Here is a 22,652-nt window from a genome sequence, read left to right as displayed (position 1 = left end):
AGAGGCGTCAAACACGGCGCCTCTATGGCAAATTTTTTATGGGAGTGGGCAGGAGAAGATGAATAACATTGAAACGTATTATCCCGTTACTCCTTTGCAGCAAGGCCTCATTTTCCACAGCTTGCTGGAACCAGAGTCCGGAGCCTATATCGTACAGATGGGGTTGAAGCTGCAAGGTCCCTTGAACATTCCGTTATTCGAACAGGCATGGCAATGCCTCGTAGACAGACACGCTATTTTTCGCACCAGGTTTATTGGCGGGAAAGTAAAAGAATACGTCCAGGTTGTCTTGAAAGAGCTGAAGGTTTCCCTGGTGGAACATGACATTATTCATCTTTCCTCTTCCGAACAAGAAGCGTTTCTTCATACCTTTACCAAAGATGATCGCAAACGTGGTTTCAATATCGAAGAAGCGCCGTTGATGAGATTAAATCTGTTCCGTTTGAGTAGTAATACCTTTCAATTTTCGTGGACTTTGCACCACGTGCTCATAGACGGATGGAGTATGCCGTTAGTCTTCGGGGAAGTGTTTGCGGCGTACAACATGCTCTGCAAAGGGCAGCCAGTGCAACTTCCTCCGGTTAAATCTTACCGTGACTACATCGTCTGGCTGAAAAAGCAGGACTTGAAGCAAGCGGAGGCGTTTTGGCGCACGTATCTACAAGGCTTTACGGAAACCACGCCACTTTCATTCGGTCGAGCTTATAAAAACCCGTACCTTGATCAGAAAAATTATCGGGAGCTAGATCTGACCGTTTCCGAGCCAATCTCCAAATCATTACAGACATTGGCTCGTCAACATCGCCTGACGGTCAACACGATTGTGCAAGGCGCATGGGCACTGCTGTTGAATCGCTACAGTGGACAGGACGACATTATTTTCGGTGCCACTGTATCCGGACGTCCTGCCGATTTGCCTGGAGTCGAGACGATGATTGGTCTGTTTATTAATACACTCCCTGTCCGGGTGCAGGTAAAAGCAGAGGAGAGCGTTATCAATTGGCTCAAATCTCTGCAACAACAGCAAGCCGACTTCCGCCAGTACGAATATACCCCACTGGTGGAAATCCAAGGCTGGAGCGACTTGCCGCGTGGACAATCCCTGTTTGAGAGCATTCTCGTCTTTGAAAATACTCCTGTCGGTAATTCTAGCGGCGGTAGTGGAGAGAGTGAGCTTTCGATAGTGGATGTACATTCCGAGGAGCAAACCAATTATCCATTTACCTTGGTTGCCGCGTCAGGCAAAACAATCGACATCAAAGTCAAATTTGATGAAAGTCAGTTTGAGCTTTCATCTATTGAGCGAGTTCTTGATCAGCTTCATTCACTACTGATCTCTATCGCCAAAAACGCCAAGCAACGGATTGCCGACCTTTCGATGATCAGCGAAAACGAACGTGAACAGGTTCTCGTTCAGTGGAATCAGACGGCGGAGGAATATCCGAGCGGCCTGTGCGTTCATCAGGCGTTTGAACAACAAGTGGAGAAATCACCAGATGCGATTGCCATTACCTATAAAAACGTGGAGCTAACCTACAAGGAACTAAACGAGCGAGCAAACCAACTGGCACATCAGCTCGTAAGTAAAGGGGTCAAACCGGATACACTCGTCGGCATATGCGTGCATCGCTCCCCTGAGATGATCATCGGTATACTCGGCGTTTTAAAATCGGGAGCTGCCTACGTACCGATAGACCCGGCTTACCCGCAAGAGCGCATCGCCTATATGGTCGAGGATTCACAAACAAATGTGTTGCTAACCCAGCAGTCTCTCATGGACATCTTGCCAGCAACACAGGCGAATGTCATTTGTTTAGACGGCAATCCTTTAACGAATGAACCTATCGCCAACGTTGTTTGCAAGGTCACAGAACATAACCTTGCCTACGTAATCTATACATCTGGTTCAACAGGACAGCCAAAAGGGGTAATGGTAGAGCACCACAGTGTGATAAACATGGCTCATGCCTTGATCCATGCTTTTGATATTCAGCCAACCAGTCGTGTTCTGCAATTTACCTCATTTAGCTTCGACGTATCGGTATCCGAGATGGTTATGGCCTTACTCGCTGGTGCGACGCTAGTTATCGAGGATCGAGAGTCCCTTTTGCCGGGCCCTGAGCTGATCCAAGTTTTGCAAGAACAACGCATTACCACCGTATCCATGGTTTCTTCCGTACTAGCAGCACTGCCTGAAGCTGACCTGCCTGATCTTTGCACCTTGATTGTAGGCGGAGAAGCTCCGAGCCGTGAACTTGTGGCACGCTATGCGGCGAATCGCCAGTTCTTCAACTGCTACGGTCCAACGGAAGCAACTGTCTGCTCCACTATGATGCGTTGTGAGGCTGGAATGAGTAATCCGCCTATCGGTCGGCCAATTGCCAACGCGACGATGTACGTTCTGGATGCAAATAGGCAGCCCGTGCCTATCGGTGTACCAGGTGAACTGTATATCGGAGGAAAAGGTTTGGCGCGCGGCTACTGGAATCGGACTGAACAAACAGAAGAGCGCTTTATCACTCATCCGTTCGGTAAAGAAGGAGAACTACTCTATCGGACGGGCGACCTTGTTCGCTATCTGCAAGACGGCAACCTCGAATTCCTTGGACGTATGGATGACCAAGTCAAAATACGCGGTCACCGCATTGAATTGGGAGAAATTGAAAATTCGCTCAGACAGCATCCTGCCGTCCAAGAAGTTGTGGTCATGGTTCGTGAAGAAAAAGCGGGAGGCAAACGCTTGGCCGCATATCTGGTAGCAACGGGAGACAAGCCAACCGCCGAGGAGCTCGCTCTGTTCCTGAAAGAATCGTTGCCTGAATACATGATACCAGCAGGCTTTGTATGGCTAGAGACTATTCCGCTCACGGTTAATGGAAAAGTAGATCGACGAGCACTACCAGTACCAGATTGGGGACAGCTTTCCGCGCAGCGTAATTACGTTGCCCCCCGTACTCCTACAGAGGAACTGGTAGCCAACATCTGGTCGCAGGTTCTCTCGGTAGAACGAGTCGGTAGCTACGACGATTTCTTTGAGCTTGGAGGCCATTCTCTTATGGCTACGCAAACCATCTCCCGCTTAAAAGAAGCGTTTAGCGTAGATTTACCGCTCCGTGCCTTATTCGAATATTCAACAGTCAACAGACTCAGTGAATTGATTGTATCCATGAACGAGGACAATTCTGGACTTTCCAGCATTCCGCTCGTACCAGTTTCACGTGATCGACATTTACCGCTTTCGTTTGCACAGCAGCGCTTATGGTTCTTTGACCGCTTGATGCCAAACAGTGCGCTTTACAACATCCCAACTGCCGTTCGCTTGCAAGGAGAGCTTAACATTGAAGCGCTGGAGCAAAGCTTGCAGATGATTATTTGCCGTCACGAGAGCTTGCGTACAACGTTCTCCGACATCAACGGGGAAGCCGTTCAGGTGATTCATCCAGAGATTGATTGGAAACTGAGTAGAATGGATATACGAGAGCTGCCAGAAGATAGACGAGACGACGAAGGACAACGCTTGACCAAAGAAGATGCGAACAAGCCGTTTGACCTCGTCACAGGACCTCTCATGCGTGCGACGATTATTCAAACAGGAGAGCAGGATTTCATCTTCCTGCTGAACGTACACCATATCATCGCCGATGGTTGGTCAGCGGGTGTTTTACTCAGTGAATTATTTACCTGCTATCAGGCATTTAGCAAATCAAAAGTACCGCAACTAACCAATCTGCCTATACAATACGCAGATTATGCGGCATGGCAGCGCGAATGGCTTACAGGAGACGTTTTGGAAAAACAACTGTCCTACTGGCGTGCAAAGCTGGGTGGAGCAGAACCGCTTCTCGCCTTGCCGACAGATCGTCCCCGTCCTGCTGTTCAGTCCTATGAAGGAAACAGCATCACACTGATGTATGACAAAGAATTGATGACGAATCTGCTTTCTTTGAGTAAACGTGAAGGTACGACGTTGTTTATGACGTTGCTCGCCGCATTCCAAGTATTTCTGTATCGATATACAGGACAGGACGATATCCTCGTCGGTACACCTGTAGCAGGACGCAGTCACCAAGAGACAGAAGCATTAATTGGATTTTTCATCAACACATTGGCGATGCGAACAGATTTGTCAGGCGACCCTAGCTTTAGAGAGGTACTTAGCCGTGTGCGAGAAACAGCCTTGGGAGCCTATTCCCATCAAGATCTACCCTTTGAAAAGCTCGTAGACGAGCTGCAATTAGAGCGCAGTCTCAGCTATTCACCATTGTTTCAAGTGATGTTCGTTCTGCAAAATATTCCGGTTCAGGTAGAAGCACTTGAAGGGATTCGCATTTTGCCACCAAAAGGGAATCAACAGGTAGAGACAACCAAGTTTGATCTCACCTTAACGATGGCAGAGACGGTAGACGGTCTGTCCGCTACATTCGAGTACAACACATCACTATTTAATCAGAACACAGTAGAACGAATGATCGAACACTTTACACAGCTGCTCAAAGCCGTTGCTGCCAACGCAAATCAAGACATCACCGCTCTACAACTGATGGGGGAGACGGAACAGCAGCAGGTAGTATCTGAATGGAACAACACCGTAGTTGCCTACTCCAAGGATCATTGCGTACATGAACTGGTGGATCAGCTCGCTCATGAAATGCCCAACCAGCCGGCTGTTCTCACACGCGACCAATCCATTACCTATGCGGAATTGAATGCCAAAGCGAATCAACTGGCGCATTATCTGCAGAAACAGGGAATCGGTCAGGAAAATCTGGTTGGGATCTGCGTTGAGCGCTCTATCGAGATGCTGATCGGTCAACTGGCAATCATGAAAGCTGGCGGTGCCTACGTACCAATGGACCCAGCGTATCCCAAGGATCGTCTCGCCTTCATGATGCAGGATGCAGGTATGTCGATTGTACTTACACAAGCAAGACTCGCAGAAAAACTCCCTGCGGGTACGAGCCAATTGATTTGCCTAGACGCAGACTGGGAGTCGATCTCCCAAGAAAATATGACGACTCCAATGAACTTGACTACGACGAACCAGCTTGCTTACGTCATCTATACATCTGGTTCGACAGGTACGCCAAAAGGGGTTGAGATCGAGCACACCGCGCTTCTCAATCTAATTTCTTGGCATCAACGAGTATATAATGTCACGTCCGCAGATCGAGCATCGCAGATCTCCGGGACGGCATTTGACGCATCTGTATGGGAAATTTGGCCTTATTTAGCAAAAGGAGCCACAATTTATTTGCCAGAAGAGGAAATCCGTCTCGTACCGGAAAAACTTCGTGATTGGCTCATTCATTCTGAGATCACCATCAGCTTTTTGCCGACGCCTTTAACAGAGAGCTTGCTGGCTCTGGATTGGCCAAGCCATACCAAGCTTCGTTACATGCTGACAGGAGGAGACAAGCTCCATCACTATCCAAGTGCGAATCTGCCGTTTACCCTGGTGAACCAATACGGTCCAACCGAAAACGCAGTCGTTGCAACAGCAGGTATCGTTCCGATAGGGACAGGACAAAGCTTTGCACCATCCATTGGACGTCCTATTGACAACGTGCAAGTCTATATTCTCGATGCGCGTATGCAGCCTGTTCCCGTAGGAGTCACTGGTGAGCTATATATTGGTGGAAGTTCCTTGGCGCGCGGCTACCTGAACCGTCCCGAACTGACACAAGAACGCTTTGTCACCCATCCTTTTAGTGAAAGAGAAGGAGCACGTCTCTACCGTACAGGGGATTTGGTGCGTTACCTGACGGACAGCAACATTGAGTTCATTGGTCGTGCAGATGATCAGACGAGTATTCGTGGATTCCGCGTCGAACTGGGGGAAGTAGAAACAGCCATTCTCGGTCACCCTGCGGTAAAAGAAGCAGTGGTCACTGTCTGCACGGATCATCAAGGGACGAAGCGTCTTGCTTCCTACCTGGTTTTAGAAGCGGACACGGAGATTGCCACAAGTGACATCCGCAAAGCACTAAAGGAAGTACTGCCTGATTACATGGTACCTGCGTTTTTCATCCCGTTAGCATATCTGCCGCTCACACCAAACGGAAAGGTAGATCGTAAAAATTTGCCTGCACCTGATTTCAATCGTCCTGAGTTGGAAGGAAAATTTGTCTCACCAACTACGGAGAAGGAGCAACAGCTTGCCGCGATATGGAAAGAAGTGCTCGGGATTGACCAAATAGGTATACACGATAATTTCTTCGAGCTTGGTGGTGATTCGATTCTCAGTATCCAGATTGTGTCACGTGCCAATCAATCAGGTCTAAGGCTCACTCCGAAGCAATTATTCGAGTACCAAACCATCGCTGAATTAGCAGAGGTCGTAGAGGAAAAAGAAGCGATCCTTGCTGAACAAGGACCGATTATCGGCGAATTGCCACTCTTGCCGATTCAGAAGTGGTTCTTCCAGCTTCCGTTAAAGAACAGACATCACTGGAATCAATCCGTGCTGCTCTCCATCCAGGCAGGCATTGATCAGGAAGCACTGAAACAGGCGGTAGGGCACTTACTCTATCAGCACGATGCTTTACGCATGCGCTATACACAGACAGAGTTCGGCTGGAAGCAAGAGATGGATGCGCCAAGTGATACGATTCCATTCCGGATTGAAAATCTGTCCCACCTTACACCAGATGAGCAATTCAAGGCCATCGAAAAGATTGCAGATGAGACGCAGGCAAGTCTGAATTTGTTTGAAGGGTATGTGGTTCAGTCCATTTATTTCGATTTGGGTCAAGACCAGCCCAATCGTCTGTTGATCGTCGCCCATCACTTAGTCATAGACGGGGTATCGTGGCGCATCATTCTCGAGGACTTGCAAAACGCCTACCAACAAATTGCCGCAGGGCAAGAGGTGAAACTACCAGCGAAAACGACATCCTACAAAGAATGGGCGGATGAACTGGAGCGCTACGCGAATTCAGATGCTTTGGAAAACGAAAAAAGATACTGGATGAGCAAATCCTCTGTCGATTCAGCACAACTACCTGTGGACGTGACAGAGGCTGGGGAAAATACAGAAGCAACGACAAAGTCCGTCAGCGCTACATTGACTAACGAAGAAACCAAAGCACTCCTGCAAAACGTACCGCAGGCATACCGCACCCAGATCAACGACGTCCTGCTAACCGCTTTGGCGAAGTCACTTACTCGATGGACGGGTAATCGATCTGTCTTCGTAAACGTAGAAGGGCATGGCCGTGAAGAATTGTCCGAGAGAATCGATCTGTCCCGTACCATCGGTTGGTTCACCAGCATGTATCCGGTGCACCTTCAATGGGACGAAACATTCTCCGTAGGAAAAGCACTTTTGACGACCAAAGAAGAACTGCGTGCGATCCCAAACAAAGGGCTTGGTTATGGCGTTCTTCGTTACCTCCATGGAGATCAGAATATTGTCGATGAAATTTCCCGCATTCAATCACAAGTGCTGTTCAACTACATGGGCAAAATCGATCAAATTGTCGATGGCGATTCCTTATTTGGCGGGGCACCTGAGTCCAGCGGTTCCAACCTGAGCCAAGAGGCTGGGCGACACCACCTGATCGACGTAAATGGTGTCGTTGCAGGGGAACAACTGCATATGACTTGGCGATACAGTGAGAAGATTCATCTAGAGAGCACGATTACAGCAGTCGCGAAGGACTTCATGGATGCGCTTCGTGAGATTATTGCCCATTGTGCAACTGAGGAAGCTGGCGGTTACTCCCCATCCGATTTTCCTCTGGCTGAATTGGATCAGAAGAGCATCGACAAACATATCGGTTCTGACCGATACATCGAGGATATCTATACACTTTCTCCGCTCCAACAGGGGATGCTGTTCCACTCCCTGTATGCAAGCGACAGCGGGGATTACGTCGTCCAATTTGCGATTGATTTCAAGAACCTGAATGTACCGGTATTCGAGCAAGCATGGCAAAAAGTGATGGACCGCCATTCCATTCTAAGAACTCACTTCATCTGGGAAGGTTTGAATCAAGCACACCAAATTGTCCGCAAAGAAGTTAGAGTTTCTCTTCGTCAGGAAGATTGGCGCCATCTGCATTCGGATGTACAGGATGAGATGTTTACCACTTTTCTGGAGGAAGACCGTAGACGAAGCTTCGATATTACACATGTACCTTTGTCACGATGGGTTGTCTTCCGAACAGGAGAGGAAAGGTATCGTTTCGTTTGGAGCTTCCATCACGTTCTCCTTGATGGTTGGAGCGTTCCATTGGTACTGAATGAACTGTTTGCTTATTATGCCGCGATTAGCGAAGGCCAAGATGTTAAGCTTGGACATCCTCAGCCGTTTTCCCAGTACATTGCTTGGTTGAAACGTCAGGATATGCAGGAAGCGAAGCGCTTCTGGGTAAACCAACTAAAAGGCTTCCACGAACCAACCAGCTTGGGAATGAGCAAAGCAGTAGTCACCGCGGGGCCGAAGCAATACGAAGAGAAGAGCATCCTCCTATCAGAAGAAACAAGCGAGCATTTGCAAAAATTCGTACGCGAACACCAGTTAACACTCAATACCCTGGTACAAGCGGCGTGGGGCTGGATTCTGGGAAGCTACAGCGGGGAAGAGGAAGTCATTTTTGGGGCGACAGGTTCAGGTCGTCCGGCAGACCTCTCCAATGTTGAGACGATCGTAGGCTCCTTCATCAATACCTTACCTGTACGGATATCCTTGCAGACGAACGCGACCATGCTAGAGTGGCTGAGAGACTTGCAGCACAGACAGCTAGAGATACGCCAATATGAATACACTCCGCTGTTCGACATCCAAGGATGGAGCGAACTGCCGCGTGGATCTGCACTGTTTGAATCAATACTCGTATTTGAGAACTATCCGGCTGTACAAGCAGCAGAGCAAGAAACAGACGAGTCCAATTCAGCTTTGCCCAGTGTTTCTTTGGAAATTCACGACGTAGCAGCTGTCGAACAAACGAATTATCCACTTACGTTGGTGGCAGCACCAGGCAAGCAAGTGGCCATCAAACTCAAGTATGAACAAAACCGTTTTGATGACGCGATGATCGACCGGGTCTTGAGCCAAATTACCCAACTCATGGTCACTATGAGCAAGTCTCCGGAGATGCTTCTGAGTGACGTGACGTTGATAGACGATATCGAGCGCGAGCAGGTACTCATCGATTGGAATCGCACGGAGAAGGAGTATCCACGCGATCTTTGCATCCATAAGGCATTTGAACAACAAGTCGCGAAAACTCCTGAAAACATTGCACTTGAGTATAAACAACAAGCCTTGACGTATGCGGCGCTGAACCAAAGAGCCAACCAGTTGGCGAATCTGCTACTCGCTCAAGGCGTGCAGCCTGATACGACTGTTGCCATCTGCGTGGAGCGCTCCATGGAAATGATCATTGGCATTCTTGGTGTGTTAAAAGCGGGGGCAGCCTATGTGCCGGTTGATCCAGCTCATCCCGAAGAAAGAATGGCCTTCATGCTGGAAGATTCACAAGCAGCTGTCGTGCTGACACAAGCGAGACTTGCTGAGCCATTCACAAAAACGAAAGCGCACGTCATCTGCCTGGATGAAGAACTGCTCTACGAGAAGATGTCCGTAGAAAACGCACAAAGCGGTGTCGTAGCAACCAATCTCGCCTATGTCATCTACACATCCGGTACCACTGGGTTGCCAAAAGGGGTAGCAGTTGAGCATCGCAGTGTGATGAATATGGTGCAGGCTTACATGAATTACTTCGAAATAAACGAGTCCAGCCGTGTCCTGCAATTTACGTCATTTGGCTTCGACGTTTCCATTTCTGAGATTTTACAGGCTCTGCTCTCTGGAGGAACGTTAGTCATCGAAGATCGTGAGTCTCTGTTACCAGGCCCAGACCTCGTTCGCACCCTTCGTGAACGTCGCATTACCAAGGTATCGATGGCATCTTCGGTACTCGCGTCACTACCTGTTGAAGAGTACCCGGATCTGGTCTGCCTTGAGGTCGGAGGAGACGCATGCAGCCGTGAACTGGTTGCGCACTATGCAAAAGGACGAAAATTTTATAACTGCTACGGACCGACGGAAGCAACAGTTGGTACGGTCATCGCTCTTTTAACGGATGCTGATGATGCCCTGACTATTGGTCGTCCATTCCCGAATACCAAGCTGTACGTGTTAGATCGAAATCTTCAGCCAGTCCCTATCGGTGTTCCGGGAGAGCTGTACATTGGTGGCGAGAGTCTTTCGCGTGGTTATTGGAATCGTCCAGAGCTTACAGCAGAGCGTTTTATTCCGAATCCATTCGGTCAACCGGGAGAACGACTCTATCGAACAGGCGACCTCGTTCGTTATCTGCCAGATGGCAACGTGGACTACATCAGTCGTGTCGACGATCAGGTAAAAATCCGTGGGTTCCGTATCGAGTTAGGCGAAATTGCAGAGGCATTGAGACAACATGAAGCAATCAAAGAAGCAGTTGTTATTGCGCGAGAAGCTAGGCCTGGTGACAAACGATTGGTAGCGTATCTGACCAATGCTTTAGAGCAGGAGACGTCCATTGACGAAATCAAGCTCTGGCTCAAAGAGAAACTTCCCGAGTACATGATCCCGACGCATTTCATGTGGCTTCCGGAAATTCGACTTACGGTCAACGGAAAAATTGACCGCAAAGCATTACCTACGCCAGATTGGGGCCAGCTTACAGCCGTATATGTCGCTCCACGTACCCCAGTGGAAGAAATGGTCGCCAACGTCTTTACTGAAATCCTCTCCATAGAGAAAGTGGGCGTACATGACAACTTTTTCGAATTAGGTGGACACTCCCTGCTCGCAACGCAGACAGTTTCTCGCCTGCGGGAAATCTTTGGGGTGGAGTTGCAAATTCGTACGTTGTTTGAATACCCGACAGTCGAAGGGCTTAGTGAACAGCTGGTTATGCTCACCAAGCAAACATCCATCAAGCTGGCTCCACCGATTGTGAAAGTATCTCGCAAAGAGCCGCTCCCATTGTCATTTACCCAGCAGCGTTTGTGGTTCCTGGAGCAGTTCACGCAAGGAAGCTCAGTCAACAATATTCCATCCTTCCTACGTATCCAAGGGGACCTCAACATATTCGCGTGGGAAGAAAGCATGAAAGCCATCATACAGCGTCACGAGAGCTTGCGTACTCGTTTTGAGGTTCGTGACGGGCGACCTGTTCAAGTGATTCACCCTCAGGACGATTGGGTCATGAGCCATACCGATCTGCAGGCTATGGACCCTGCTGAACGGGAAGCAAAAGTCAAACGCCTTGCCGAGCAGGCCACACTCGAGCCATTCGACCTGACCAAAGGTCCGTTGCTCCGTGCCAATCTGGTTCAGCTCGACGAAAAAGACTTTGTGTTCCTGTTCGTGATGCACCACATTGCTGCAGACGGTTGGTCGATGGGAATTTTGATGAGCGAATTAATGACCAATTACAAAGCGTTTGGTCAAGGAGTTGCATCGCCATTTACGGAATTGCCGATCCAATATGCAGATTTTGCCGTCTGGCAGCGTGAATGGTTAAGTGGAGAGGTTCTTGATGGACAGCTCGAGTACTGGAGAGAAAAACTCAAGGGCAGCGAACCATTACTGCAACTGCCAACAGATCGCCCGCGGCCACCTGTACAGACATACGAAGGAGAAAAGCTCTCCATTCAGTTTGGAGCGGACCTATTGGAAGAATTGCGTAATCTGAGCGGAAAAGAAACGACTACACTCTTCATGACATTGGTTGCAGCCTTCCAAACTCTGTTGTACCGCTATACGAATCAAGAAGATATTCTCGTCGGGACTCCGATTGCGGGACGTAACAAGCAAGAGACGGAGCAGTTGATCGGTTACTTCATCAATACACTCGTTTTACGCACAGATATGTCAGGTCAACCAAGTTTCCGCGAATTGCTTGCACGCGTACGTGAAACAGCGCTGGGGGCTTATGCCCACCAAGATGTTCCGTTTGAAAAATTGTTAGATGAACTGCAGCTGGAGCGTAGCATGAGCTACTCGCCGCTGTTCCAGGTGATGTTTATTCTGCAAAACATCCCGATGCAGGTAGATCCTGTTGATGATATTCAGATAAGCAGCTTTGACGTCGGCGCGGAAGCCGTCACCTCGAAGTTCGATTTGACGGTGACCATGTTGGAGACATCAGACGGTCTCATCGCTACCTTGGAGTACAACAAGGCGTTGTTTGATCACAGTACGATCGTTCGAATGGTTGATCATTTCCACAAGCTTCTGGAAGAAATCGTTGCCAACGCGGATCAGTCAATCACCTTGCTGCCGCTCATGCGTGAGGAAGAGGAGCAACGACTCATTACCGAATGGAATCGAACAGAAGCGCCGTACTCGAAAGAAAAATGCGTTTATGAAATGATTGAGGACATGGTGGTGAAAGCCCCGGACAACATCGCTCTCATCGTAGGAGATCAAACGATTACCTACAGTGAGTTGAACAGACAAGCGAACCAGCTGGCTCATTATTTACGCAAGCAAGGAGTAGGACCCGAAGTGCTCGTCGGTGTCTGCGCACAGCGGACAACCGAGATGATTATTGGACTTTTGGCCATTATGAAAGCTGGCGGCGCCTATGTGCCAATCGACCCAAGCTATCCGGCAGACCGCATTGCCTACATCATCGAACACTCACAGGTTCCCGTCCTATTAACGCAAGAAAATCTGCTGCCAATTCTACCTGAGCACCACGCCAAAGTGATCTGCCTAGATAGGGATTGGGAAGCAATTGCCGACGAAAGCGAGGAGAACCCGACCAAGCTTGGGACTTCCGACAATTTGATCTATGTCATCTACACGTCAGGTTCTACAGGTAATCCAAAAGGTGTAGCACTCGAACATCGCAGTGTCATCTACTTCCTATCGTGGGCACACGACACATTCACACCAGAGGAGATGAGCGGCGTACTGTTCTCTACGTCAATCTGCTTTGACTTGTCTGTCTACGAAATGTTCGCAACACTGACCATGGGTGGCAAAGTGATCATGGCGGAAAATGCATTACAATTGCCAGCCTTGCCAGCAGCTAATCAGGTGACATTGATCAATACCGTACCGTCAGCAGCGATGGAGCTTGTGCGTATGAATGGTATTCCAGCGTCGGTACGCGTCATGAACCTATGCGGTGAGCCACTTTCTAACAAGCTGGCTCAGGAATTGTATACCTTTGAAAACGTAGAAAAAGTCTTTAATCTCTACGGACCGACAGAGGACACCGTTTACTCAACACACTCCATCGTGAAAAAAGGAGCCATCAGCGAACCACTGATCGGACGACCGCAGTTCAATACGCAAGTATTTGTATTGGATAGCCATCGCAAACCAGTTCCGGTAGGGGTGCCGGGAGAATTGTACCTCAGTGGATCAGGCTTAGCACGTGGCTATCTCCACCGCCCCGATCTGACCATGGAACGCTTTGTGCAAAATCCGTTCCGTGAGCCAGGGGAGAAAATGTACCGGACTGGGGATCTCGTACGCTACTTGCCAGATGGGAATCTTCAGTTTATGGGGCGTGTTGATTTCCAGGTCAAAATCCGCGGCTACCGCATCGAGTTGGGCGAAATCGAATCTGTCCTGAGACGCCACCCTGATGTCAAGGAAGTCGTGCTGGTCGCTCGTGAAGACAGAGAAGGAGACAAACGTCTGGTAGCGTACATCGTGTTCGAAGAGAATCACACAAGTACGTCTAATGACCTGAACCACTTCCTGACTGACAAGCTTCCAGCCTATATGATCCCGCAACACTTTATGATCCTGGAGAGCTTACCGAAGACGCCTAACGGTAAACTGGATCGCAAAGCGCTACCGAAGCCGGAATACGACCGCTCGGAATCAGGCGTCGAATACGTAGCACCGCAAACGCCAGTCGAGATTATGTTGCATACGCACTGGGCTTCCGTACTGGAAATGGACAAAATCGGAGTACACGACAACTTCTTCGAGATTGGCGGTCACTCATTGCTCGCTACCCAGCTTATCTTCAAGGTTCGCGAAGAGCTACAGCTTGAGGTGCCGCTGCGAATCCTGTTCGAGACCCCGACCATTGCGGGTATGGCCAAGACCATCGAGGAAATTCTCAAACACGGTCTTTCTGCTGTTTCCCATGACATCGACGCAAAGGAACTCAAGGATGAAGTCGTACTCGATCCTGCGATTCAGGCTGAACATCCGTATGTGGGTGATCCAAGTCAGCTCCAAGCGGCATTATTGACAGGAGCCACTGGTTTCCTTGGTGCTTTCTTGTTGCGTGACCTGCTACAGATGACAGACGCTGACATTTACTGCCTCGTTCGAGCTTCTGACGAAGAGGAAGGAATGGCAAGACTGCGCCAAACATTAGAACTATACGAGTTATGGAATGAGGAGCAGGCGCATCGGATCATCCCTGTCATCGGTGATTTGGCAAAGCCACGACTGAATCTGTCCGAAGATCAGTTCTCCGAGCTGGCTGAAAAAGTGGATGTGCTCTACCACAACGGTGCTCTCGTTAACTTTGTCTATCCGTACGCAGCTCTAAAGAAAGCAAACGTAAAAGGGACTGAGGAAATCCTCCGCCTTGCTGTAGCCAAAAAGACCAAGCCTGTGCATTTCGTCTCAACGATATTCACGTTTGCATCCGAAGAAACGGAAGAATCCATGGCCTTCCGCGAAGAGGACATGCCAGAGAACAGTCGCGTCCTCACTTCCGGTTATACACAGAGCAAGTGGGTAGCTGAACATCTCGTCAATCTCGCGCGCGAACGCGGCATTCCAGCGGCGATATACCGTTGTGGACGGATGACTGGGGACAGCGAAACAGGAGCATGCCAGAAGGACGACCTGATGTGGAGAATTGCAGCCGGGATTATCGATTTGGGCAAAGCTCCTGACATGAGCGGCGATCTGGACATGATGCCAGTTGATTTTGCAAGTAAGGGAATCGTTCATCTCTCCATGACCGAGCAGAGCTTGAGCGAAAACTTCCACTTGCTCAACCCGAACTCAACCGATTACGAAGACCTGATTTCAGCGATTGAAGACAGGGGATTTGAATTGGAACGAGTCACCATGGATGAGTGGATTGAAGCGGTGCAAGAAGATGCGAAAGAAAAAGGCAATGAGGCCAATTCAGCCGCTCCACTCGGCAATCTGTTCACAGACGGCCACACTAGCAGAGGAAGTGTAGTCTATGTAGGCAATAAAACGACTCGTTTGCTGCGCCAAAACGACATTGAATGCGCGGAAATCGACGAAGAAGTTTTTGGTAAAGTCCTTGATTACTTTATCAGAAGCGGCCAACTCAAATTACCTGAACAAGCTTTACAATAAAAAAATGAAAGCCCATCCGTCACCTCATTTCATGGCGGCGGGTGGGAAAATTATCAAAATAATGATAAACTTTAAAATAACTATAAAAATTGGAGGTTTTATCCATGCCATTCGACATTCAGCTTCTTGCGCCTATCATTGCTATTCAATTGATACTAGCAGTTATTGCTTTAATTGATTTGGCTCGACGCGAAGCGTACCGAGTTGCAGGTGGAAAAAAATGGCCGTGGGCTCTCGGCATTATCTTTATAAACACCTTGGGTCCGATCGTCTATTTCTTTGTAGGCAGAAAAGACTAGCTCAAGAGAACCGAGGAAAGGGTTGACATTCTTTGCGAGTTATTGAATGTGAAGGCCTCACAAAGGAATATAAAGACCATAAAGCGTTAAAGAACGTAACCTTTTCCGTCGATGGCATCGGTTGTGTCGGTTTTCTTGGGGGGAATGGTGCCGGGAAAACGACGACCATCCGCATCCTAACCGGATTGGCTGCACCGACCGGAGGAAAAGTGAGAGTAGTAGGCTACGACGTCGTGACCGACCGCAATAAAGTCACAAGTGAAGTAGGGTATTGTCCACAAATCCCAGCCTTTTACAACTACATGACAGCGACAGAGTGGATGCATTGGGTGGGTAGACTTTATGGATTGGACAAGCGCACAATTGCGCAGCGGACAGATGAACTCTTGGAGTTATGCGGTATCAATGAGGCGAGGAACCGCCCAATTAGCGGTTACAGCGGAGGGATGAAACAGCGTCTGGGTATTGCCCAGGCGCTCATCCACAACCCTAAGTTACTCGTCTTGGACGAGCCCGTTTCCGCGCTCGACCCCATGGGCAGATATGACGTCTTATTGCTAATCGAAAAGTTGAAGCAACATATGACTGTCTTCATGTCGACCCACATTTTGGATGACATCGAAAGAATCGCCGACCATATCGTCATCATCAAGGACGGTACGGTGGTGCTTGCGTCCAGTTTGGATCAGCTTCGAGCAAACCATGTGGAGCCACTGATTGAGTTCAAGCTTGATCAACAGGACATCGATTTAACCGATGTATTGAATGGGCTAACCTGGATCAGGGAATGGAACCTAGACGGCGAGATTTACAAAGTTCTTACCGATGACATGGAAAAGGCCAAGGCACTCCTGCCTCATATTCTTCTAGAATCTGGCGGGACACTCGCGTATTATCGCTTGTCCGCATCGACCCTCGAAGATATTTTCCTAAAGGTTGTGAATAACTGATGACTTCCCACCCAATGATCAGAAAAGAATTTAATGAATTGGTCAAAACCTACAAGATTCTCATTGTCCCGATTGTGTTTATTGCTTTAATGATTACACAGCCGATTACGATGAAAATGCTCCCTGATATTTTGGCCAATTCCACTGGGCTGCCGGAAGGGGCAGTCATCAAAATTCCAACCCCGTCTGCTCCGGAAGTACTCTCGACGGCGATTAGCAAATTTAGTTCACTCGGCACGTTTGTGCTAATCCTTATCGTCATGGGATCCATTGCCGGAGAGAAAGCCTCTGGGGTAGCATCCATGGTATTCGTCAAGCCCATCAGTCGAGCCAAATACTATCTCGCCAAAGCCATTACCTATTACACTTTGACAATTGCAAGCATGCTGATCGGGATGGGGATAACCGCCTACTATACAGAGATCCTTTTCGGAAAACTAGATTGGACGCATGTATGGATAGGTACGTTGATGTACATACCGAATCTATTCCTTGTCGTCACAACAACGCTGTGCGCCTCCAGCTTTTTTAACAATGCTGTTGGTGCGGGTGGAGCCTCGCTGGTATTCAATATCCTGATCTTCACGGTTCCACAATTTCTCGGTAAATTTTTGGATATGGTATCTCCAGGTGGATTGTCAAATGCGGCGATGATGATTATTCAAGAAAACTCAACTCTGTCGCAAGCATTCATCACAGGTTTACCGGGGCTCGCAGGTGTCTTTACACTCAACATCGTGTTTTTCTTCATGGGCTGGTACTTTTTAGAACGGTCAGAAATCTAAAGAGGAGGCGTAGAAATGGAACATTTTTGGCTGATCTGGTTGGTTAGTGTACTGTGCGCGCTATGCGCTATACCTATTCAATCCAACACGATTCGCCAACATATGCAACTGCAAGCCGCCATCTACCCTAATAAAAAAGTCCCGCCTATTTCCGTCATGGTTGCGATTATGATCATTCAGAGTTGTGTATTTCTGGCTCTGGCGACTGCGATAGGCTTATGGCTCATACCTTCCACTGGTCTTCGACTCTGGATTCTCGATCACTGGGTGTCCGGAGCGGAGCTGCCTTATTCCATCTGGTCGTTTTGGGCTGTATCTATTGGTTCAGGTATCGCGCTAGGTCTTTTGGTAAAATGGGTGGACCGTTATTTCTTTCAACAACACATGACCACAATAATGGGTAAAGAACCGATTTCATCACGGTTCTACGGCTTTCTCTCGTCTTTTTACGGAGGGATTTGCGAAGAAGTGCTCATGCGTCTAGGGGTTATGACTGTTGTCGTATTTTTGGCACAGAAGATTGGATGGATGGGAATCTCCTATTGGCTGGGCATCTGTGTCGCCGCCATTGTTTTCGCTGTATCCCATCTCCCAACTAATTACATGACGTACGGAAAAGGTAACGTGGTTACTGTATGGACGTTGTTGCTAAACGGTATCTTGGGCATCTTGTTTGGCTTCCTATATTGGCGATATGGTTTAGAAGCTGCGATCATTAGTCATTTTAGTGCTGACATCGTGCTACATGTGATCTTCAAAAATAAAAGCAGAAAGTAGGAGAAGCAAATGATCGTCGTAACAACAGAAAACATTCCAGGATATCGTGTCGTTGATGTAAAAGGAACAACATTCGGTTTGATCGTTCGAGCACGCGGAATTGGGGGAGACATCATGGCAGGTCTTCGTTCAGTAGTTGGCGGAGAAATCAAGGAATACACGGTGCTCCTAGAAGACGCGCGTAAACAGGCGCTTGACCGCATGATTAAAAACGCAACTGCCATGGGAGCTAACGCTGTGGTAATGTGTCGGTATGACTCTGGAAATATGGGGAATATGGGAGAAGTTGTCGCATACGGTACAGCAGTTGTCGTTGAAAAGGTGTAATGAATGATTTATATCCTTTATTACATTGTTTTTCAGATCTTGCTTTTCATCACCTTGCTAATCATTTCCAAAATCAAGGACAAGCGACTGCACGCAGACCACGGAGAAATCGTCCCGCCCGGATTTGAGTCGACGAATGAAGTGACGATCGATCCGGTAACACAGGAAAAGCGTCGTGTATACTTCAATCCGAAGACCGGGGATCGCTATTACAAAGTTGAAAAATAAGCGATGAGGATGATTGTCCAACTCGGTGGGCAGGAAAATATGTAGATAGTAGATTAAGTAGAAACGAGCCAAATCTTGTTAGATGACAAGATTTGGCTTTTGTTGTGCGCCCAGCAAGGGCGATAGCTCTAGGGAGTAATTCCCGAACGGGGTTGGCTATGATATAACGATATTCGAACATGCAGACTTTACTGGAAGAAGTTTGAGTTTTAGTGGTAATGCTTATCAAGAGGGCACCCAGATTCCCGATTTGGTTCCCCACGGATTTAACGACATTACATCAAGCATATTAATCACAAAGCGCTACTAAATTCATGTTCTTCATCTCTTTGCACTCCATTTTTTTCATCGTCAACTAATTGAAAAAACAAAGGAGGCAGTCGGTCAAGTTAACCGAGTGCTTTTCCTAATTCATGGATAACGCCCCGCTGTGATGGGTCCGGCGATCCGATTATCATCAATCCGGCAGGAAAGGTCTTCATCTGTTAACACGATAAATGGTGAGTGCAGCCATATGAGATTGCACACGGTCTGTAAACTTGCCTGATTAGAAAATGGCGTCCTCTACAACCTTCGGCAATACTGCCCATATTGTGACGACCCCCAAAGTCATGATAATATTCTAAAAAATATCTTCGGAGAGATAGAGGGCGAGAGGTCATTAGCATGACGAAAACGATACTGATTGTGGAAGACCAGCAGGTTTTGCGAGAGATTATGAAGGAATACTTGATGGACGAAGGATACGAAGTGCTGGAAGCGGGCGACGGGAGTCAGGCGCTGACGTTATTTCAGGAGCATGAAGTGCATTTGATCATTCTGGACGTTATGCTGCCAGAATTGGACGGGTGGTCAGTATGCAGACGCATTCGCAAAGTTTCCAACGTCCCGATACTGATGTTAACAGCTCGTTCGGATGAGGATGATACGTTGCTTGGATTCGAGCTCGGGGCGGACGATTATGTGGTGAAACCGTGCAGTCCTCCCATCCTGCTGGCACGCTCCAAACGGTTGCTGGAAAACCGGCAACTGCATGAACCGGGGGATATGTTGTCCGGCGGCGGGATTACGATTCACTTGCCGTCCCGAACCGTTTCGATTGAGGGAAAGAATTATAGCCTGACACACACGGAATTCGAAATTTTGGCCTACTTGATGAAAAACAAAGGCATCATTCTCACCAGAGAACAGCTCATTACAAAAATTTGGGGTTACGACTTTATCGGCGAGGATCGTACGCTCAGCAGCCATGTTCGGAATTTACGTTCCAAGCTGGGAGAGCATGCGAAGCATATCGTCACTGTTGTTCGTTCCGGTTATAAATTCGAGGACCGGCCATGAGAACAAGCATTGTACGCAAGCTGTTTCTGCTCACAACGGGATTATGCCTGTTTGTGATCGCGAGCATTTTTATCGGACAAACCGTATTTTTTGAGCAGTATTATGTGCATCAAAAGGTAGAAAAGGTGAAGGAAGCCCTTCAATCATATCAGCAAAACGAGTTGACTCATGCCGGGGCTTCCCAGGATGAAGTCAGGAAGGAACAGGAGTTTTATCAAAAGACGAATGCCTGGTTTGCTCGATTGGATGATAGAGGCCATTTGAAATACACGGACGATTTCGAGATGGAGGTCCGTCTAGAGCACTCGGACGACACCCCTGCTCTTTCTGGCAAGTCGATTGTCGTTCCGCTGTACACGGTAATGGATGTGGAGGATGTAAGCACCGATAACCCCTTCATCGATACCTTTGTTAAAGCGGGGCAACAGATTGCCATGGAAGGGATCCTGATCGATAATCAATGGTTTCCGCAACGGATCGGGAGGAGTGTCTCCAATCTCAGAGAGGAAAATCGACTGGAGAATCAGCAACTCGTCAAAAAAGAGTATGAGGTCGTCCCGCGATTCAAGAGTCCCACCGAATACCATGAGCGTTATCCCAGCGTTCTGGTCAACGGAACCATCACACAGGTCCGGACACCGCAAGGCGCGGATGTATCCCGCTACACGAACCGCTTATTTCTTGAACGGGTGAAAGCTTTTCAAGCGGATCTTCTATACGGAGATGATGTGGAGAAAACAAGCACCATAACGGACTACAAAGAGAACAATATCGATTACAAAATATTTGTTGAGCGCGTGACCGATCAAACAGGGAAACCCGCCTATCTGTTCGCCATGACATCGCTGCAGCCCGTAAACGAAGCTGCGGCGGTCATGAGAAGTTATTACGGCTACATCATTGCGGGTACCTTGCTGCTCGTTCTGCTCGCCTCCTTTTATTATTCCCGCAGTATAGCAGCTCCTTTGCTCCGCATGGACGACATGACGCAAAAAATGGCCAAGCTGGACTTCTCTGAAAAAATTCCGATCAAGACAGAGGATGAGATCGGCAGCCTCTCGCGGAATATTAATCGGCTTTCGGATATGGTCCATGCCCATATTGTCCGGCTGGAGCAGGATATTGAGAAAGAAAAGCGGCTGGAGCAAACGCGCAAAGAATTTATAGCTGGCGTGTCGCATGAGCTGAAAACTCCGCTCAGCGTCATGGAAAGCTGCCTTTACATTTTGAAGGATAAGGCGGACAGTCCGAAGCGGGACTACTATTTTGCTGCGATGGAAGATGAAGTGAAGAAGATGAACCTGCTGGTTGCGGATATGCTGGAATTGGCAAAATATGAATCCGGTACGTATAGAATGCAGATAGCTTCGTTCCGGATTGATGTGCTACTGGAGCAAATCTGCGTAAAGTTCGCACCGGACCTCGCCGACAAGCAGTTGCAGTTGCACAACCGGTTAGCCCCAGTCGAAGTCATCGCCAATCAGCATAGAATCGAGCAGGTGATCGTAAATTTCCTGACAAACGCCATACGCTACACGCCGGAACAAGAGGATATTGTCATCTCGACGGTTGAAGGGGAGGATACCGTCAAGATTTGCATCGAAAACAAAGGCGTCCATATTCCGGCCGAGCAGTTGGAGAAGATATGGGATCGTTTCTACCGCGTCGAGCATTCCCGCAACCGTTCGACCGGAGGAACCGGATTGGGCTTGGCGATCTCCAAGCAGATACTAGAACTTCATGGGGCGTTCTATGGGGCAATGAATACGGAGGAAGGCGTCTTGTTCTATTTTGAATTGAAGAAAAAGAAAGTGTAGAACCTCGGTTCTGCACTTTTTTTATTGCATTTCTACCCAATCTGCACACGATCTGCATCTGATCTTGATCTCCGACGATTACTCTTTACCTTGCTCAAGAAGAAAGGGGAAAGATGAAAGTGCAAAGGAAAATGATGGGTATTACACTGTTCGCAATGGTCGCCTTATCGGTTGCGGCATGTGGCACCAATGGACAACCAACCGCTTCCGAGATTACTAGGCAGGCCCGGGACCTCTCCACTCCGCAGCAAACCTCATATGCATCACAGTATCAAACAAGTGTTTTTCTCGGAGATTCGATTACGGAGGGATTGTCTTACCATGATGTGTTGAAAGAGGAGAACGTGCTCGCAGGTGCAGGGAAAACGGCTGAATTCGCGCTAGAAGATGTGGATGAATTAGTCAAGCGAAAGCCCGAGCATATTTTTATCCAACTGGGTTCGGACGACATTTTATGGCCGACCGATCATCCCAAGGAATATTCGTTGTCGTACTACGCCCAATTGATCGATCGCATCAAAGAAAGGCTTCCAGAGGCGTCCGTCACGATATTATCCGTTACCCCGGTTACGGAAAAGGCAGAAAAAGCGGAGCCCCGCTATCAAAATATCGACGACTACAATAAGGGACTGAAGGAGCTGGCAAGTAAGGTACAAGTCGGATACATCGATGTGTCGTCCATTGTGACCGATCATCCTGACATGTACGATGCGGACGGCATTCATTTCCAGGCCAAATTTTATCCGATCCTGCTCGATTACGTAAAAGATGAGCTGGCGCGTAAGATGAGCGCAAAATAACGGCGCGGGAGGAAA

At 48.4% G+C, this 22,652-nt stretch carries 10 protein-coding genes; all 10 read left to right on the top strand.

Annotation, left to right across the window (positions count from 1 at the left end; all coding sequences use genetic code 11):
- Positions 1-58: 58 nt before the first annotated feature.
- The 10 genes from lgrD to ACM6JA_RS02465 all read left to right on the top strand — a co-directional run bounded on the left by lgrD (position 59) and on the right by ACM6JA_RS02465 (position 22,637).
- Complete coding sequence (gene lgrD / locus ACM6JA_RS02510) at positions 59-15,313, top strand: linear gramicidin non-ribosomal peptide synthetase LgrD (RefSeq protein ID WP_414851035.1); 15,255 nt, start codon at positions 59-61, stop codon at positions 15,311-15,313.
- A 104-nt stretch (positions 15,314-15,417) separates the two neighbouring features.
- On the top strand, positions 15,418-15,612 hold the full coding sequence (locus ACM6JA_RS02505) for a PLD nuclease N-terminal domain-containing protein (protein WP_007729128.1): 195 nt from the start codon (positions 15,418-15,420) through the stop codon (positions 15,610-15,612).
- A 32-nt stretch (positions 15,613-15,644) separates the two neighbouring features.
- Positions 15,645-16,562, top strand: coding sequence for an ABC transporter ATP-binding protein (locus tag ACM6JA_RS02500; RefSeq protein WP_414851034.1), 918 nt, complete (start codon positions 15,645-15,647; stop codon positions 16,560-16,562).
- Positions 16,562-17,347: an ABC transporter permease gene (locus ACM6JA_RS02495; RefSeq protein ID WP_414851033.1), complete on the top strand. Its 786-nt coding sequence runs from the start codon at positions 16,562-16,564 to the stop codon at positions 17,345-17,347. The genes ACM6JA_RS02500 and ACM6JA_RS02495 overlap by 1 nt, the downstream gene beginning before the upstream one ends.
- Positions 17,348-17,362: 15 nt before the next feature.
- Positions 17,363-18,124 carry a type II CAAX prenyl endopeptidase Rce1 family protein gene (locus tag ACM6JA_RS02490; protein ID WP_414851031.1) on the top strand — a complete coding sequence of 254 codons (762 nt, stop codon included), beginning with the start codon at positions 17,363-17,365 and terminating at the stop codon, positions 18,122-18,124.
- A 9-nt stretch (positions 18,125-18,133) separates the two neighbouring features.
- Complete coding sequence (locus ACM6JA_RS02485; RefSeq protein ID WP_414851030.1) at positions 18,134-18,451, top strand: heavy metal-binding domain-containing protein; 318 nt, start codon at positions 18,134-18,136, stop codon at positions 18,449-18,451.
- Positions 18,452-18,454: 3 nt separating this feature from the next.
- Positions 18,455-18,679, top strand: coding sequence for a hypothetical protein (locus ACM6JA_RS02480; protein ID WP_007729139.1), 225 nt, complete (start codon positions 18,455-18,457; stop codon positions 18,677-18,679).
- 666 nt (positions 18,680-19,345) lie between these two features.
- Complete coding sequence (locus ACM6JA_RS02475) at positions 19,346-20,020, top strand: response regulator transcription factor (RefSeq protein WP_414851029.1); 675 nt, start codon at positions 19,346-19,348, stop codon at positions 20,018-20,020.
- The gene (locus ACM6JA_RS02470) at positions 20,017-21,837 is read left to right on the top strand and encodes an ATP-binding protein (protein WP_414851028.1); all 1,821 of its coding nucleotides are present in this window, start codon (positions 20,017-20,019) and stop codon (positions 21,835-21,837) included. Before ACM6JA_RS02475 ends, ACM6JA_RS02470 begins: the two co-directional genes overlap by 4 nt.
- 113 nt (positions 21,838-21,950) lie before the next feature.
- Entirely contained in the window at positions 21,951-22,637 is a 687-nt protein-coding gene (locus ACM6JA_RS02465; RefSeq protein ID WP_414851027.1) for a GDSL-type esterase/lipase family protein, read from the top strand.
- Positions 22,638-22,652 lie beyond the last annotated feature (15 nt).

The organism is Brevibacillus sp. IT-7CA2 (assembly GCF_949767855.1).
Taxonomy (GTDB): domain Bacteria; phylum Bacillota; class Bacilli; order Brevibacillales; family Brevibacillaceae; genus Brevibacillus.
Note: the sequence above shows the minus strand (reverse complement) of the source record. Positions and strands in the feature narration are given on the sequence as shown.

Coding starts and splice junctions, on each gene's coding strand:
- ACM6JA_RS02475 (WP_414851029.1), top strand. CDS start 19,346: ATGACGAAAACGATACTGATTGTGGAAGACCAGCAGGTTTTGCGAGAG.
- ACM6JA_RS02470 (WP_414851028.1), top strand. CDS start 20,017: ATGAGAACAAGCATTGTACGCAAGCTGTTTCTGCTCACAACGGGATTA.
- ACM6JA_RS02465 (WP_414851027.1), top strand. CDS start 21,951: ATGAAAGTGCAAAGGAAAATGATGGGTATTACACTGTTCGCAATGGTC.
- ACM6JA_RS02495 (WP_414851033.1), top strand. CDS start 16,562: ATGACTTCCCACCCAATGATCAGAAAAGAATTTAATGAATTGGTCAAA.
- ACM6JA_RS02480 (WP_007729139.1), top strand. CDS start 18,455: ATGATTTATATCCTTTATTACATTGTTTTTCAGATCTTGCTTTTCATC.
- ACM6JA_RS02485 (WP_414851030.1), top strand. CDS start 18,134: ATGATCGTCGTAACAACAGAAAACATTCCAGGATATCGTGTCGTTGAT.
- ACM6JA_RS02490 (WP_414851031.1), top strand. CDS start 17,363: ATGGAACATTTTTGGCTGATCTGGTTGGTTAGTGTACTGTGCGCGCTA.
- lgrD (WP_414851035.1), top strand. CDS start 59: ATGAATAACATTGAAACGTATTATCCCGTTACTCCTTTGCAGCAAGGC.
- ACM6JA_RS02505 (WP_007729128.1), top strand. CDS start 15,418: ATGCCATTCGACATTCAGCTTCTTGCGCCTATCATTGCTATTCAATTG.